This window comes from Pseudobacteroides sp. (genome assembly GCF_036567765.1).
GTDB lineage: Bacteria > Bacillota > Clostridia > Acetivibrionales > DSM-2933 > Pseudobacteroides.
The window spans coordinates 68,701-83,413 of sequence record NZ_DATCTU010000098.1 but is presented as its reverse complement, the minus strand read 5'-3'; the positions used below and the strand labels follow the sequence as shown (position 1 = coordinate 83,413).

Below are 14,713 nucleotides of genomic sequence, written 5' to 3'. Positions count from 1 at the left end.
TTGCCATGCCCTTTTTTATTTGCTCTGTCGTAACAATATACTTTTTTCAAAGTTCAATAAGGTTTTTTACCTTGTTTTTTATGAATCAAACCTGAATTTTTGTTTTCAAGCCAATTACCAGTTACTTTTCGAAACTATACTCAAGATTGACTAACGAACCCAAAAATATTATTCATGGAGTGCCACCCTCAAATTTAGAAAAAAATATTATGTTTCATGATTCTAATATTAATTTTTGTATAGTAAATAAAGATAAATTTACTTTTATGCTAGATTATAGATCGAAAGGGAAAGTATCAGATACGGAATATGATGTCAAATTGTGCTTCAACGATTTAGAATGTGTACTTAAGATAAAAAGTGGTAGGTTTGTAAAAATTCAAAAAATATTCCTCAAGTGTTAAATGAAACACAAATTTTGTCTGGGCATGAGTACCCACCTATTAATTATATTTTTGAAAAAATTAAAATACCAAAGGATTTTAGGTATCCATCAAAAAGATATTTATTTATTGAAACATCCTCAAAATATTTACCGGAAATTATTGTTATTTTTGACTCTGTGGTTTTTAATAAAAATTGCTCTAGAGAAATTGAATAATTGAATATGCTGCCACAGGCGTGCGGATTGAAACAATTCAACTTAGTTAAAATTCATAAAACCTCTTCCATACAGAACGTATGTTCGGTATAATGGGTGTGATAAAACTGGAAAAGGGGTGTTAAAATGGCAGAAAATATTGCGTGTTGTGGTCTGGATTGTGAAGAGTGTCTGGCGTATAAAGCTACTGTAAGTGACAGTGATGAATTAAGAAAGCAGACGGCCGATCAATGGAGTAAAATGTTTAATGCAAACATTGAGCCTGAGACTATTAATTGCTTGGGATGTAAGTCAGAAGTACTTTTTAGTCACTGTAATGTTTGTGAGATAAGGAAATGTTCCTTGGATAAGGGACTTCATAATTGCGGTAAATGCAATGAGTTCAGTTGTGAAAAGGTTGAGGGTGTGTTGCAGCATGCTCCGGAAGCACGGGTTAATCTGGAAAGGATTAAAAATTCCCAATAGGATTATATAAATACATACAATAAAGGAAGAGAGTACGATTACAGCCTTATCGTATTCTCTTCCTTTATTGGTGCGATGTTACTTCGTCAAGCTGATTTATTTAGATATGCCGAAAATATTAATACCCCATTGTCTTATACCTGCTTGAAATATATAATATTCTATATGAAAAAGAGACATTGATCTTTCCAATAAATATAGATTTGATATACACCTGAAAGGAATGACCTGTATGAATAAATTTAAATTTCAATCAGGCACCAAAGTGTTTTTTGGTGCAAATTGCTTATTTGATAATAAAAGCGAAGTTACCAGGCTTGGGAAAAAGGCCTTTATAGTGACAGGCAAGACATCCGGCATCAAAAGCGGTGCTTTGACAGATATAATAAGTATGCTTAATGAGGCAAATATAGAATATCAAATATTTGATAAAATAGAGAACAATCCTTCCTTGGAAAATGTAAAAGAGGGCGGGGCTGCGTGCAGACAGTCTAAAGCGGATTTTATAGTGGGGATTGGCGGAGGGTCGCCCTTAGATGCAGCAAAGGCCATTGCCATACTGGCTGTCAACGATATTGAGCCCATCCAGCTAATAAAAAACCAATTTACACAAAAACCGCTGCCAATTGCAGCAATACCTACTACTGCAGGAACCGGAAGCGAAGTTACGGCCGCTTCTATACTGACAATTCCTGAGTATGAGACAAAGATGAGCTTTGTCCATGAGGATGTATTTCCAAAGGCTGCATTCCTTGATGCTAAATATACTGAAAGCATGACAAGGGATATTGCAGTTAATACGGCTATTGACGCCATGTCCCATGCTATTGAAGGCTACCTCAACAAGATTGCCAGTACCATGAGTGATGTATTTGCATTGGAGGCACTTGAGATTTTTGGTGCATGCATTGAAAACCTTTGTGAAGAAAAGTTTGACAGTGAAACAAGGGAGAAGCTTCTATATGCATCAATGCTAGCGGGCCTTACTATTGCACAAACTGGTACTACCATTGCCCACGGAATGGGTTATTCTCTGACATATTTCAAAGATATTCCCCATGGAAAAGCCAATGGATTACTACTTGCCGAATATCTGAGGTATAATAATGAAGCGGCACAGGGTAGGGTTCAGGCTGTTTTGAAGGCTTTAAACCTTATAAGCATTGACGATTTTGAAAAGATTATGAATAGGCTTATCAGAAATGATATTGATTTCACACGGGAGGAACTAAAAAAGTATTCCTCACTGGCGGTGAAACAGAAGAGTACAGCTAAAAATCTACGCAGCACAAGCGAGGAAGATATGTATAGAATAATGGAAAAAAGCCTTATAGATAGGGGTACACATTAAATGAAAAAACCGGAAGTTTTTATTTGCAGGAACAAGAGCCTTCCTATAGGTAAGAAAACATATGTTATGGGTATACTTAATATTACTCCCGATTCCTTCTCGGATGGGGGCAGGTATTATTCTATAGATGATGCAATAAATAGAGCAAGGGAAATGATCTTAAGCGGAGCAGATATAATAGATGTAGGAGGAGAATCCACCAGGCCCGGATTTATGCCGGTTGAACCCATTGAGGAAATAAAAAGGGTTGTGCCTATAATAGAGAGGCTTGTAAGTGAGTTTGACATACCCATATCTATAGATACCTCCAAATCAGTTGTTGCAAGGGAGGCCTTAAAGGCAGGAGCACATATTATAAACGATATATGGGGACTTCAGGCAGATGATAATATGGCTTCCGTTGCGGCAGAGTTTGGTGCAGGTGTTGTGATGATGCATAACCGGGAAAATAAGGAATATACTAGCCTTATGACGGACATTATTGAATTTTTAAAGCAAAGCATAAAAATTGGAGAACAGGCAGGTATTAAGAGAAATTCAATGGCTGTAGATCCGGGAATTGGATTTGGAAAGACCTTCAATCACAACCTTGAGGTTATGAAAAACCTAGAAAAGTTGGAGGTTTTAGGGTTGCCTGTACTTCTTGGAACCTCAAGGAAATCTTTTATAGGTAATGTTTTGGATTTGCCTGTTGAGGACAGGGTTGAGGGTACAGGGGCCACTGTTGCAATCGGGATTGCTTATGGAGCGGATATTGTAAGGGTCCATGATGTGAAGGAAATGGCAAGGACTTCCAGAATGGCTGATGCAATTGTTAGGAGGTAATGTTTTTACAATGGATAAAATAATTATGAAAAACCTTAGATTTTACGGATATCATGGAGTTTTGCCGGAGGAGCAGGAGGATGGGCAAAACTTTATCGTAGATTTGGAAATGTATTTAGGTCTACATAAAGCAGGGTGTTCCGACGATATAAAAGATACTGTAGACTATTCGAGAGTATATGGTATTATTAAAGAAATAACAGAATCAAACAAATTTCGACTTGTAGAAAAATTGGCTGAAAGTATTTCCAGGGAAATAATGTCGATATATAAGGAAATAGAAAAGATCTCAGTCACCGTTAAAAAGCCGGAAGCACCTATTGATGGCGACTTTGACTGGGTTGGAGTACAGATATTGAGGAGTAGGAATGAGTGATACGATATACATTGCTTTAGGTTCTAATATGGGAAACAGAGAAAAAAATATAGAAGCTGCTATTGATAGAATAGGGAAAGTGGAAGGTACTCGTATAGTAAGCATGTCATCACTGTATGAGACTGAGCCTGTAGGCTATTTGGATCAAGGAAGATTTCTGAATGCTGCAGCAAGGATTGAGTCTACGCTATCTCCCCTTGATTTGTTAAAAAGGCTTCAGGAGGTAGAGAGGGACCTTGGCAGGGTAAGGGATATTCAATGGGGACCTAGGACTATAGATATAGACATACTTTTATATGGTGATTTGGAAATGGACCTGCCGGAGCTTACAATACCTCATCCAAGGATGGAAGTAAGGGCTTTTGTACTTGTACCCCTTAAGGATGTGTATGAGATAAAGCTTATTAATGGTAAGGATATTAATGTTTTAATAGATAACTGCGATGATAGAAACGATGTAAAATTGTATAGGTGTGAGGTGAGTGAATAATGGAGGTTTATTTTTACATTAAAGCTGAGTTGGCTGAAAGTGCGGTGGACTGCGGGATTAAGCTTTCAGAGCATTTTGAGAAGGTTGTTGTCATCAATGGAGAAGAGAAAAAGTGCATATCAACTTTGCTAAATCCCAAGGATGACCTTGAAAAATACAAGTCTTCTGAATATAAATGCTTGAAGTTTGATCTGCCGTCAAGGCTTTGTTTTGTAGCGGATAGATACATGTATGTTGTAGGTTCCGGTTCAAAGGAAGCCATGGAGATTTATACAAATTCCGTTATTCCCCTAAAGGACTATATTTTCGGGTCCTTCAGGCTGCCGGAGTGCCTTGTATCCTCTACTATTATGCCTGAACAGATCAGTATCCTGGATAAGAGGCTGGATTCTCCCATACTATATGACAACTCGGAAGAGCTTTATATTAATAACATCATTGAATCATATAAAGAAGAGCACGGGGACTTCCAGGATGTGCTCCTGTACAGCTTTTACTCAAAACTGGCAGAGCAGAAAAATTTCCAAATGATTGTTGATAATGATAATAAAATTGCCATTATATTAGATAAGGAAAAAAATAAAAGCATTACAATAAAGATTCCAGATTTCACAAAATATTAAAAGAGGTCAATACATGTTGGAGCGTAAAGTTCTTGAAGTACTTAAGAAAAATAGTCAAAGTTATATATCAGGTGAAAAGTTAAGTGAGTATCTTGGTGTTACCAGGACTTCTGTCTGGAAATATATAAACTCTTTAAAGGAAGCGGGCTACAACATTGAGTCTGTTACAAGGAACGGCTACAGGCTTATGGAGTCTCCGGACATACTTAATGAGTTTGAAGTGACATATGATTTAGATACCGTCTTAATCGGCAGCAAAATAGTCTATCTTAAGGAAGTTGATTCTACAAACCTTTATGCGAGAAAAATTGCATTGGAAGGTGCGGTAGACGGAACGGTTGTTGTAGCTGACGCACAAACTGCAGGGCGGGGAAGGCTGGGAAGGAACTGGTCATCCGAGCCTGGAAAAGGTATATGGATGTCCGTTGTGCTGAAGCCTCAAATAAGCCCTGAGGAAATTCAAATCATTACCATAGGTGCATCCGTTGCTGTTGTTAAGGCTATTTATCAGGCAACGGGAATCAAAGCCGGGATCAAGTGGCCCAATGACATTATTTGCGAGGGTAAAAAAGTATGCGGCATTCTGACCGAAATGAATTCAGAGATTGAAATGGTAAATTTTCTGATTCTTGGTATAGGTATTAATGTAAATCATACTATTTCTGACTTTCCGGATGAAATTAGGAGCATTGCAACGTCTTTGGCTCTTTATTCCCAAAATAACAATAAAAATAATGTGAAAATATTCAGAAGAAGTGATATAATTAGAAAATTGTTATATGAATTGGAGCAAATATATAATAAAATTAAAAAAGGTGAGACAAAAGATATAATTGATGACTGGAAGCTGCATTCAAGCACATTGGGTAAGCAGGTACGGGTGATATACAAGAATTTTGCATACACCGGGACGGCAATAGACTTGCAGGAAGACGGCCGGCTTGTAGTAAAATGTGATGACGGAACTATACGGGATGTATATTCCGGAGAGGTTTCAGTGAGAGGAATTCTTGGATACCTTTAGAAAAACAGGAGCAAGGTATGATTGTTGATTTTCATGTTCATTGTTTTACTGATGAGCTTGCAGCAAAGGCTGTAAAAATATTATCGGAGCGTGCAGACATACCACCAAGGGTTGACGGTACAGCACAAGGTATAAAGGACTCAATGAGAAGTTCCAATATTGATTATTCGGTGTTGCTGCCTATAGCGACCAAGCCATCGCAGACTGAGGTTATAAATAATTGGGCTGCATCTGCATGCGGTGACGGAATAATATCATTCGGAAGTATTCACCCTGATTATACAGATTGGAAGAAAGAATTAAGGCGAATAAAGGATTTAGGTCTTAAAGGAATTAAGCTTCATCCAGATTATCAGCTCTTCTATATAGATGATAAAAGAATGTATCCGATTTATGAGTATTTGTTTTCGTTAGGACTTGTATTAGTATTTCATGCAGGAAAGGATATTGGCCTGCCGGAGCCGTATCACTGCACACCTGACAGGCTTTATAAGCTGGCCTGTGACTTCAAGGGAGCAAATATTGTTGCTGCCCACATGGGAGGGTTTTCATTATGGGACGATGTGGAAAGGTATCTGGTAGGTACCGATATATATTTGGACACATCTTTCAGCTTGGGGCGGATAAGCGATGAGCAAGCAATAAGGATTATCATGAATCATGGGTATGAAAAGGTGCTTTTTGCAACTGATTCTCCCTGGACTGACCAAGGGGAAGAAATAGACAAGCTTAGGAAACTAAAACTGGGTACCGAAGCAGAAAATGCAATTTTAGGAATGAATGCATGTAAATTACTTGATGTTAAAATATAACTAATGTCTAGGAGGCAATTCTAAATGGTTAATAAGCAGGATTTTCAACAAAAGGGAAATAATCATGGTGGAAATCAGCAGGCAAACAGAGGACAGGGAGAGCAAAGGGAAAACAAAGATCAAAAAGAGGTTAGGGAAATGCGTGATAACAGAGAGAAGCGTGACAATAGAGAACATCGTGACAATAGGGAGCAACGCGATAATAGAGAACAGCGCGATAATAGAGAACAAAGAGACAACAAGGAACAACGAGACAACAGAGAGCAGCGTGAAGGCAGAGAGCAACGTGACAACAGGGAGCGTCGTGACAACAGGGAACAGCGTGATAACAGGGAGCACCGGGAGCAAAGGGAACATGGTGTACATAAGGAAAACAATTATAACAGGGGTTATCATAAGGAAAATAACCAAAGACACGGCTATCAGAACAGAAATAATAACAACCATGGCAACTCGTACTCCTCAAACCAAAATTCCTCGAGTCATGGGGGGTATTCTTCCAGCACATCAAACTTTGCGTCAAAGGTGAAACTGGAGGAAACTGCCGATGATATAAGGGCGGATATTGCCAGGATAGAAAAGGAAATAGAGTTGGAGATTAAGGAAATAAGAAGTCTAAGGTTAGGATTATAGAATTATAGGTTCTTAGTTAGGGGATGTCATAAGTGATTTTAGTTATGGATGTTGGAAATACCAACATAACAATTGGTATGTATGATGGAAAGAAGCTCTTAAACCATTGGAGAATGGGAACGGACAGGGAAAAGACATCAGATGAGTTCGGTATGTTTATGATGAGTCTTTTCAGTAACGATAAGCTGGATATAAATAATATAGATGCTGTTATAATGGCCTCTGTTGTGCCACCCATAATGTACTCATTAGAGCATGCAATAAGAAAATATCTTAAGAAAGAGCCAATTTTAGTAGGCCCTGGGATAAAGACGGGAATAAACATAAAGTATGAGAATCCGAGAGAGGTTGGGGCTGATAGGATTGTAAATGCGGTAGCTGCCATTGAGATATATGGTGGACCCATAATAGTCGTTGATTTTGGTACCGCAACTACCTTTTGTGCAATAAGTTCGAAGGGTGATTACCTTGGAGGAGTTATATGCCCGGGTATAAAGGTATCGCTGGAAGCACTTTTCCAAAAGGCTGCAAAGCTTCCCAGAATCGAACTGGTAAAGCCTGAAAATGTTATAGGCAGAACAACAATCGGAAACATGCAGTCAGGTATAATTTATGGCTATATAGGTCAGGTTGATTATATTGTTAAAAGAATGAAAAAAGAAATGAAGGAAGAGAATGTCAAAGTTGTTGCCACCGGCGGTCTTGCAAGGCTTATAGCAAGTGAGTCTGAGACAATTGATGAGATTAACGGACTTCTCACCCTTGAAGGACTTAGAATAATTCACGAAAGAAACAAATAAAAGTTATGATTTATATAAGAATAAGACACTTTAAACCTCAAGCCTATGGGTTCTAAAGTGTTTTTGTTTATATCTAGGAAATTATAGGATGTTCTACACTGTTTAGGAAATTGTGGGACTTTAATCGTTATACGGAACTTTTTAAAACTTGTTTTCGTCTTAATAGTAGATAGAGAACTGGTATATAACTTTACAGTTCGATGTCTAGAACCGATAAATCATACGGGGGGAATATAAAATGAAGAAGAGAATTAAAATAGCCCTTATACTTTTGGCAGTTGCTGCAGTAACGGTTCCCATAACAATCATAAAGGCTCAGAATAACGATGATAAGGCTTCGGGACAAAAGGTACTTGCAGCAAGCAGCACTGCCGATCCATTAAAAAAACATAATACAAAGGGTGCAGTAGTTTTGTTTGTAGGCAGCACGCAGGCTCTGGTAAACAATGTTGAAAAACAGGTGGACGAGGAAAGTGAAGATGTAAGGCCCTTTGTAAAAGATGGTAGGACTCTTATACCGGTGAGGTTTGTTGCAGAAAGCTTCGGTGCAGAAGTTAAATGGGATGAAAAGACTTCTGCAATTACTTTATCCATTGGTGGACGTAAGGTGAATATGGAAGTGGATAAACCAACCATAAGGATTGATGGCAAAATGGTACCCTTGGAAGTTCCGCCTGTAATTACAGGCAACAGAACCTATATTCCTCTAAGAAAGCTGGCTGAGGTTGTAGGAAAGGAAGTTTTTTATGATAGAGGGCTCATAATCATTGGTGGTAAGGATAACATGTTCAACATTTCATCTGAAAAGGCGGAGATTGATAAAATAATTGCCAGAGTAAATAATCTCCCTGTCTTGGGTTCCTTTGAAAAGCTAGTCAGCATTCTTAAGACTGATATTAACTATAATGCCGTTAAAACAAAAAGTGCTGATTGGGATTTGACAAATGGCTCAAGCAATAAGGGGATGGATACAGCTGTAGTAACTGCTGAGGCTTCCAAGCAAAACTCCAAAGCTGATGAGAAAAAGGAATACTCCACTACCAATGTACAGGTTCAAGGTGTTGATGAGGCAGATATTGTAAAAACTGATGGGGAATATATATATAAAGTTAATAAAGGTAAAATAGCGATTGTGAAAGCTTACCCTGAGGAGGAAATGGAAGTAGTAAACACTATAGGTTTTACCGATGAGAAAGCATACCCCCTCGAGCTTTACATAGATAAAAAGTATATGACTGTTGTAGCCTCCTCTGTAAATTCTTCTTATGAGCTTTATGACGCTGCTGATGTATATAGTCCTGCGGGGAACTATTCAAAAGTAATTGTCTATGACATATCTGACAGAAAGAACATTAAAAAGGTCCGCCAGTTTGAAATTGACGGTAGTTACTTATCATCCCGCAAAATAGGATCATCGGTCTATCTGGTTACCAATAAATATGTTTATGTTGAAAATGGCTCCAAGGATGAAAATATAACCCCTGTGTACAGTGATACTGCACAAAAAGGTAAAAAGGTTAGCGTACAATATTCCGATATACGTTACTTTCCAAATTCCACCGGAAATAACTTTATGGTTATCAGCGGCATAAACCTTGACAAAATGGATGAGCCTGCAAAAGTGGGAACCTACCTTGGTGCAGGACAAAATATATATTCCTCGCTTGATAACTTGTATGTATCAATTACCAGCAGCAATGTTTACAGAGGTGAATTGGCCCAGTCAAAGAAATTAAGAGTAGCTCCGGCAGTTATGCCTGACGCACCACAGAATCAAGTTACAAAGGTATACAAATTTTCTTTGAACAACAGCCAGGTAACATACCTTAAGGATGGAGAGGTTCCTGGAAGAATACTCAATCAGTTTTCCATGGATGAGAATGGAGGGTATTTCCGTATAGCAACAACTTCAGGCAACGAATGGGATAGCACATCCAAAAACAATGTGTATATTCTAGATGATATTCTTAACGTTAAAGGAAAGCTGGAGGATATCGCACCTGGAGAAAGAATTTATTCCACAAGGTTCATGGGAGATAGGTGCTATATGGTAACCTTCAAGAAGGTTGACCCGTTTTTTGTTATAGATTTGAAGGATCCGGTTTCGCCTAAAGTTCTTGGTGCCCTTAAAATACCAGGCTACAGCGATTATTTGCATCCATACGATGAAAACCACATAATAGGCTTTGGTAAGGACACAGAGGTTTATGGAGACAACGCTTTCTACCAGGGTATGAAAATTGCACTTTTTGATGTAACCGATGTAAGCAAACCTGTTCAGAAATTTCAGGAGATAATAGGGGACAGGGGAACCGATTCGGAGCTTTTAAGAAACCACAAAGCACTGCTCTTTTCTAAGGAAAAGAACCTTATTGCATTCCCTGTAAATGAGATGAAAATACAAAATAAGAGTACCAATTCAGATGAACTAAATAAGATTACACAGTATGGCACAGCATATTTCCAGGGAGCATACGTGTATAACATAGATCTTGTAAGGGGATTTGTACTTAAAGGCAAGATTACCCATATGAGTGAGGATGACAGACTAAAATCTTCCCAGTATGATTTCAACTATGATAAAAGTGTTCAAAGAATTTTATATATTGGTGATACCCTCTATACCTTATCAAACAGCATGATTAAAGCAAATGATCTTAAGGAATTGAAAGAAAAAAATTCAGTTTCTATAGGAAACTGAGTGAAACATTTTTAATTGATCTAAAGGCCGCACGCATTTAGAATACGTGCGGCTTTTGTCTAGACTTTGTTAAAAACATAACCCTCGACTTTGATATATGGCTATGGTAAAATATAATCAGAAACAAATTCCAACAATACCACTAAAGTCACAAGTAAATATTTGCATATCTAAGTATTTTCAATTAGTTGTTTTATTTTTTGATTGTCTTTTAATTATCAACCTACATAATAATACGCGAGCTTTTGTATTCTTCTATGGCAAAGGAAAAATGACTAATATGCCGCTGCATACATATAGATGCCGAACATATATATTAATTTACAATTCGGTACCTATGATAGCCATTTGAAATTGTAGGAGGGAGTTGGTACTTATGAATCAAGTATCGGAAAAGAGAAGATATCAAAGGTGCACTAACGCTGTTTGCAAAATAATGATGAGCAATGACAAAAAAAGCTGGCAGGAAATTGATGTCTGTGACATCTCTGCAGGAGGCTTAAAGTTTATATCTGCAAGGGATTTGGAAAGCGAAAACAAATACTACTTTGACATCTCAGTATACAACATGCTTTCAGAATTTACTTTAAAGTTTGAAGCTGCATTAGTGAGAAAGGAAGCAAACTGTAGTGAAAACACCTATGCTGCAAAGTTTATAAACGTAAACAAATACAATCAAATTCAATTGGATGAGGTAATCGAATCAAGGATTACTGTATCAAAGCAAAGCTTGCCCGCACCAAATTATGAAGAAGGCGTATATACTTTCTTTTTTATCCCCCGAATGAGAACCAGAAGAATTAAAATATATTAAAATATGAATTTTGAGCTCTTGTTGTGATAAAGCAACAGGAGTTTTTTTGCGTTTGTGCCAAGATTGCAAAATCACAATTGGTCTTGTTATATCTGGGAAATAGTGGTGTATTCATGCCGTTATTTCTATGGTAAAATATCTGACAGGAGGGATTTATGAATTTTGCAGATATTAAGATTGAGAATAAAGTATTTTTAGCACCAATGGCGGGTGTAACGGACATGCCCTTCAGGATTCTTTGCAGGGAGCAAGGCTGTGGTCTTGTATATACGGAGATGGTTAGTGCAAAGGGTATGCATTATAACGATATAAAAAGTAAAGCCTTAACCAGAATAGCGGATGAGGAGAAGCCGGCAGCGGTGCAGATATTCGGCTCCGACCCGGAAATTTTGGCCGGAATAGCAAAGCAATTAGATGAATCGGATGCATGTCTGATTGATATAAATATGGGATGCCCTGCACCTAAAATAACAAAAAATGGTGAGGGGAGTGCACTTATGAAAAGGCCTGATCTAATCGGGCAAATTGTAAAGGCAGTATCATTAGCCTCAAGTAAACCTGTTACTGTGAAAATAAGAAAGGGTTGGGACGACAGCTCTATAAACGCGGTTGAGGTTGCAAAGATAGCAGAGGAGAACGGAGCCAAGGCAATCACCGTTCATGGCAGGACAAGGGAGCAATACTATAGCGGCAAGGCGGATTGGGAAATAATAAAGAAGGTAAAGGAAGCAGTCAGTATACCAGTCATCGGAAATGGAGATGTATTTGGGCCTAAGGAAGCTGAGAGGTTGATTCAGGAAACCAATTGTGATGCTATAATGGTTGGAAGGGGAGCCCAGGGTAACCCGTGGATTTTCAAAAAGATACTTCATTACTTTGAAACTGGTGATATTTTGCAAGATCCTACCCCGGAAGAAAAGATAAAAATGATAATAAGACATATGGAGATGCTTGTTGAGCTTAAAGGTATGCATATTGGTATTTGTGAGATGAGAAAACATATTTCCTGGTACATTAAGGGGCTGAGAAATGCCACCTATGTAAAAGAAAAGGTTTTCAGGCTAACATCAAAGGATGAAATAATAAGCTTACTAGAGGAATATATGGAAGGGGAAATATAAAAAGGAAAGCACAGTGCACAAAAATTACGCCAATTTGTGGTATCGTTAAATAATAATATTTTGAAGTATTGATTTTAAATTTGGCGAGTGGTAATATAATCTAAGTAGTATAATAAGAATGACTATATGATTCTGAGGAGTAGATGAAATGTTTAAGCTGCCCTTCTTTAAAAACAGCTTGGTTAGTATAGATATCGGGTTTAGGAATATAAAAGTAGTTGAAGTAGTAGTTGAAAAAAATAAAGAAATATTCATTAAGAATTACGGCATTGCTTCTACCCCAAGAGATTGTATTAAGAATGGAGCTATCAAGGACGTTTACAAGGTTACCAACGAGATAAAGAAGGTTATCAGCGAAAATGGGATAAAATCCAAGAATGCCAAAATTGTTATGTCCGGGACTAACATAATATCTCGTGTTTTTATGATAGATAAGGCTCCCGGTCAGGATATAGACGGAATAGTCCGTGAAGCAGTCAAGCAGAACATGCCTATAAATACTGATGAACATCAGATTGACTATAAGGTATTGCAGCAATTAAAAGAGAATGATAATACGAAGGTAAAGGTGTTTGTCACTGCTGTATCCAAAAGCATAATAAAAAGCTATATAGATATATTGCTGGAGCTTGGCCTCAAGCCTATGTCGGTAGATATACCTGCAAACAGTACTGCAAAGTTTTTTAACAGGGATATTAGAGTTATTGAAAGTGAATCCTGGTACAAAAAGCAGAAGCTTAACAAAACCAGTCAGGATACCTTTGCTGTGCTAGACTTTGGTTCCGAAACTACTATTGTAAATATTCTTAAGGATAGGGTTTTGGAATTTAACAAGGTAATTTTATCAGGAAGCAGCAACCTTGAAGGTATAGTTTCAGGCAATCTGGGAATGAGACTTGAAGAGGCTGAGAGATTGAAGAAGATGTATGGGATTGCAAAGCCCGATATAAATGCAAGCGAAACACAAATTAAAATTCAACATATTATGAAGGACAATATCGACAAGGTGATAAGACAAATCCACCAATGCTTTGATTTTTATGAGAAAAGATGTTACGGAACAAAGATAGGTAAGATTTATATCATCGGCGGTGGATCCCTGTTAAAGGGACTGAGAGAATATCTGGAGGACACATTGGATGTTCCGGTGTATCCAGTCGGTCTTTTGAGCATTGACGGTGTTAAGATAAACCATGGATTGGATGGAGATAGGTTAAACTTCCTCATTAACTCAGTTGGTATAACGTTATAAACCAAGAACTAAAGGGATTTTGCACCATGAGTTCTAGATATTTAAATAAGTGATATATAGTGCCTTTGCTGCATTGTATATCATTTTCTTTCATATAATGTAACACCTTTGTGGATTAATCTAGGATTAGTCTTATATAGGTGTTTTATTAATTTTTATTTAGGTACGATCAAAAAATAACTTCCGCTATAAATTTGGCTTATGTGTTGACTTACCTCGTCAACACCCGCTCAAAAGCTTAAGTAATTTTTTAATCATACCTTAATTAAGATCAGAAAAGGAGATTTGATTATGGCTGACAATGTAAATAGCGATGTTAAAGGAAAAACCCCTAGTGCCTCACAAATAGAAATGACGGAACTTGTTCTTCCTAATGATACAAACCTGCTGGGTAATCTGCTAGGTGGCAGGCTGATGCACTGGATGGATATAGCAGGTGCAATGGTTGCTACAAGGCATTCAAATAAAACAGTTGCAACAGTAGCATTGGATAGTCTGGATTTCAGACACCCTGTGAGAATGGGCGAACTGGTTATCCTTAAGGCTAAAATGACTTGGGCAGGAAAGACCTCCATGGAGGTAGCCATAAATGTATACGCAGAAAATATGAAAACAGGCAATGTTATCCTCACAAACAAAGCCTATCTGACTTTTGTAGCGTTGGGCACGGATTGCAAGCCTTCGGTGGTGCCTCCTCTCATTCCTGAAACCGATGATGAGAAGAAGGATTATATTGAAGCAGAACAAAGGAGAAATGAGAGGTTAAAGAAAAGAGCAAAAGAATAAGGGCATAAGTTATACTCGAATTTAATATTTATATTTATG

Annotated in this window: 15 protein-coding genes; all 15 read left to right on the top strand. The window is 37.7% G+C overall.

Annotated features, from left to right (window positions below; translation table 11 throughout):
* Positions 1–727: 727 nt before the first annotated feature.
* The 15 genes from VIO64_RS15940 (at position 728) to VIO64_RS15870 (ending at position 14,674) form a co-directional block, all read left to right on the top strand.
* Complete coding sequence (locus VIO64_RS15940; RefSeq protein ID WP_331920010.1) at positions 728–1,066, top strand: DUF3795 domain-containing protein; 339 nt, start codon at positions 728–730, stop codon at positions 1,064–1,066.
* Between the two features lie 232 nt (positions 1,067–1,298).
* Positions 1,299–2,417 carry an iron-containing alcohol dehydrogenase family protein gene (locus VIO64_RS15935; protein WP_331920008.1) on the top strand — a complete coding sequence of 373 codons (1,119 nt, stop codon included), beginning with the start codon at positions 1,299–1,301 and terminating at the stop codon, positions 2,415–2,417.
* Complete coding sequence (gene folP / locus VIO64_RS15930) at positions 2,418–3,242, top strand: dihydropteroate synthase (RefSeq protein WP_331920006.1); 825 nt, start codon at positions 2,418–2,420, stop codon at positions 3,240–3,242. It begins immediately after the preceding gene.
* 10 nt (positions 3,243–3,252) lie between these two features.
* Positions 3,253–3,618: a dihydroneopterin aldolase gene (gene folB, locus VIO64_RS15925; protein ID WP_331920003.1), complete on the top strand. Its 366-nt coding sequence runs from the start codon at positions 3,253–3,255 to the stop codon at positions 3,616–3,618.
* Positions 3,611–4,108: a 2-amino-4-hydroxy-6-hydroxymethyldihydropteridine diphosphokinase gene (gene folK, locus VIO64_RS15920; RefSeq protein ID WP_331920001.1), complete on the top strand. Its 498-nt coding sequence runs from the start codon at positions 3,611–3,613 to the stop codon at positions 4,106–4,108. Before folB ends, folK begins: the two co-directional genes overlap by 8 nt.
* Positions 4,108–4,731, top strand: coding sequence for a hypothetical protein (locus tag VIO64_RS15915; RefSeq protein WP_331919999.1), 624 nt, complete (start codon positions 4,108–4,110; stop codon positions 4,729–4,731). Before folK ends, VIO64_RS15915 begins: the two co-directional genes overlap by 1 nt.
* Positions 4,732–4,744: 13 nt before the next feature.
* Positions 4,745–5,755: a biotin--[acetyl-CoA-carboxylase] ligase gene (locus tag VIO64_RS15910; protein ID WP_331919997.1), complete on the top strand. Its 1,011-nt coding sequence runs from the start codon at positions 4,745–4,747 to the stop codon at positions 5,753–5,755.
* A gap of 17 nt (positions 5,756–5,772) precedes the next feature.
* Positions 5,773–6,567 (top strand): amidohydrolase family protein, encoded by a 795-nt coding sequence (locus VIO64_RS15905; RefSeq protein ID WP_331919995.1) that lies wholly within the window; start codon positions 5,773–5,775, stop codon positions 6,565–6,567.
* 24 nt (positions 6,568–6,591) lie between these two features.
* Positions 6,592–7,200 carry a hypothetical protein gene (locus VIO64_RS15900; protein WP_331919993.1) on the top strand — a complete coding sequence of 203 codons (609 nt, stop codon included), beginning with the start codon at positions 6,592–6,594 and terminating at the stop codon, positions 7,198–7,200.
* 32 nt (positions 7,201–7,232) lie between these two features.
* Complete coding sequence (locus VIO64_RS15895) at positions 7,233–8,000, top strand: type III pantothenate kinase (RefSeq protein WP_331919991.1); 768 nt, start codon at positions 7,233–7,235, stop codon at positions 7,998–8,000.
* Positions 8,001–8,238: 238 nt separating this feature from the next.
* Positions 8,239–10,701, top strand: coding sequence for a beta-propeller domain-containing protein (locus tag VIO64_RS15890; protein ID WP_331919989.1), 2,463 nt, complete (start codon positions 8,239–8,241; stop codon positions 10,699–10,701).
* Positions 10,702–11,077: 376 nt separating this feature from the next.
* Complete coding sequence (locus VIO64_RS15885; RefSeq protein ID WP_331919987.1) at positions 11,078–11,515, top strand: PilZ domain-containing protein; 438 nt, start codon at positions 11,078–11,080, stop codon at positions 11,513–11,515.
* Positions 11,516–11,670: 155 nt separating this feature from the next.
* The gene (dusB, locus tag VIO64_RS15880; RefSeq protein ID WP_331919985.1) at positions 11,671–12,636 is read left to right on the top strand and encodes a tRNA dihydrouridine synthase DusB; all 966 of its coding nucleotides are present in this window, start codon (positions 11,671–11,673) and stop codon (positions 12,634–12,636) included.
* A 148-nt stretch (positions 12,637–12,784) separates the two neighbouring features.
* Complete coding sequence (pilM, locus tag VIO64_RS15875) at positions 12,785–13,888, top strand: type IV pilus assembly protein PilM (protein ID WP_331919983.1); 1,104 nt, start codon at positions 12,785–12,787, stop codon at positions 13,886–13,888.
* Between the two features lie 291 nt (positions 13,889–14,179).
* A complete protein-coding gene (locus VIO64_RS15870; protein WP_331919981.1) occupies positions 14,180–14,674 on the top strand; it encodes an acyl-CoA thioesterase in 495 nt (164 codons plus the stop codon).
* The last annotated feature ends 39 nt before the right edge of the window (positions 14,675–14,713 follow it).

Bases quoted from the DNA above. Each gene is read 5' to 3' on its own strand.
- VIO64_RS15885 (WP_331919987.1), top strand. From the start codon at position 11,078: ATGAATCAAGTATCGGAAAAGAGAAGATATCAAAGGTGCACTAACGCT.
- folP (WP_331920006.1), top strand. From the start codon at position 2,418: ATGAAAAAACCGGAAGTTTTTATTTGCAGGAACAAGAGCCTTCCTATA.
- VIO64_RS15900 (WP_331919993.1), top strand. From the start codon at position 6,592: ATGGTTAATAAGCAGGATTTTCAACAAAAGGGAAATAATCATGGTGGA.
- VIO64_RS15910 (WP_331919997.1), top strand. From the start codon at position 4,745: ATGTTGGAGCGTAAAGTTCTTGAAGTACTTAAGAAAAATAGTCAAAGT.
- VIO64_RS15935 (WP_331920008.1), top strand. From the start codon at position 1,299: ATGAATAAATTTAAATTTCAATCAGGCACCAAAGTGTTTTTTGGTGCA.
- VIO64_RS15870 (WP_331919981.1), top strand. From the start codon at position 14,180: ATGGCTGACAATGTAAATAGCGATGTTAAAGGAAAAACCCCTAGTGCC.
- pilM (WP_331919983.1), top strand. From the start codon at position 12,785: ATGTTTAAGCTGCCCTTCTTTAAAAACAGCTTGGTTAGTATAGATATC.
- dusB (WP_331919985.1), top strand. From the start codon at position 11,671: ATGAATTTTGCAGATATTAAGATTGAGAATAAAGTATTTTTAGCACCA.
- folK (WP_331920001.1), top strand. From the start codon at position 3,611: ATGAGTGATACGATATACATTGCTTTAGGTTCTAATATGGGAAACAGA.
- VIO64_RS15915 (WP_331919999.1), top strand. From the start codon at position 4,108: ATGGAGGTTTATTTTTACATTAAAGCTGAGTTGGCTGAAAGTGCGGTG.
- VIO64_RS15890 (WP_331919989.1), top strand. From the start codon at position 8,239: ATGAAGAAGAGAATTAAAATAGCCCTTATACTTTTGGCAGTTGCTGCA.
- VIO64_RS15940 (WP_331920010.1), top strand. From the start codon at position 728: ATGGCAGAAAATATTGCGTGTTGTGGTCTGGATTGTGAAGAGTGTCTG.
- VIO64_RS15905 (WP_331919995.1), top strand. From the start codon at position 5,773: ATGATTGTTGATTTTCATGTTCATTGTTTTACTGATGAGCTTGCAGCA.
- folB (WP_331920003.1), top strand. From the start codon at position 3,253: ATGGATAAAATAATTATGAAAAACCTTAGATTTTACGGATATCATGGA.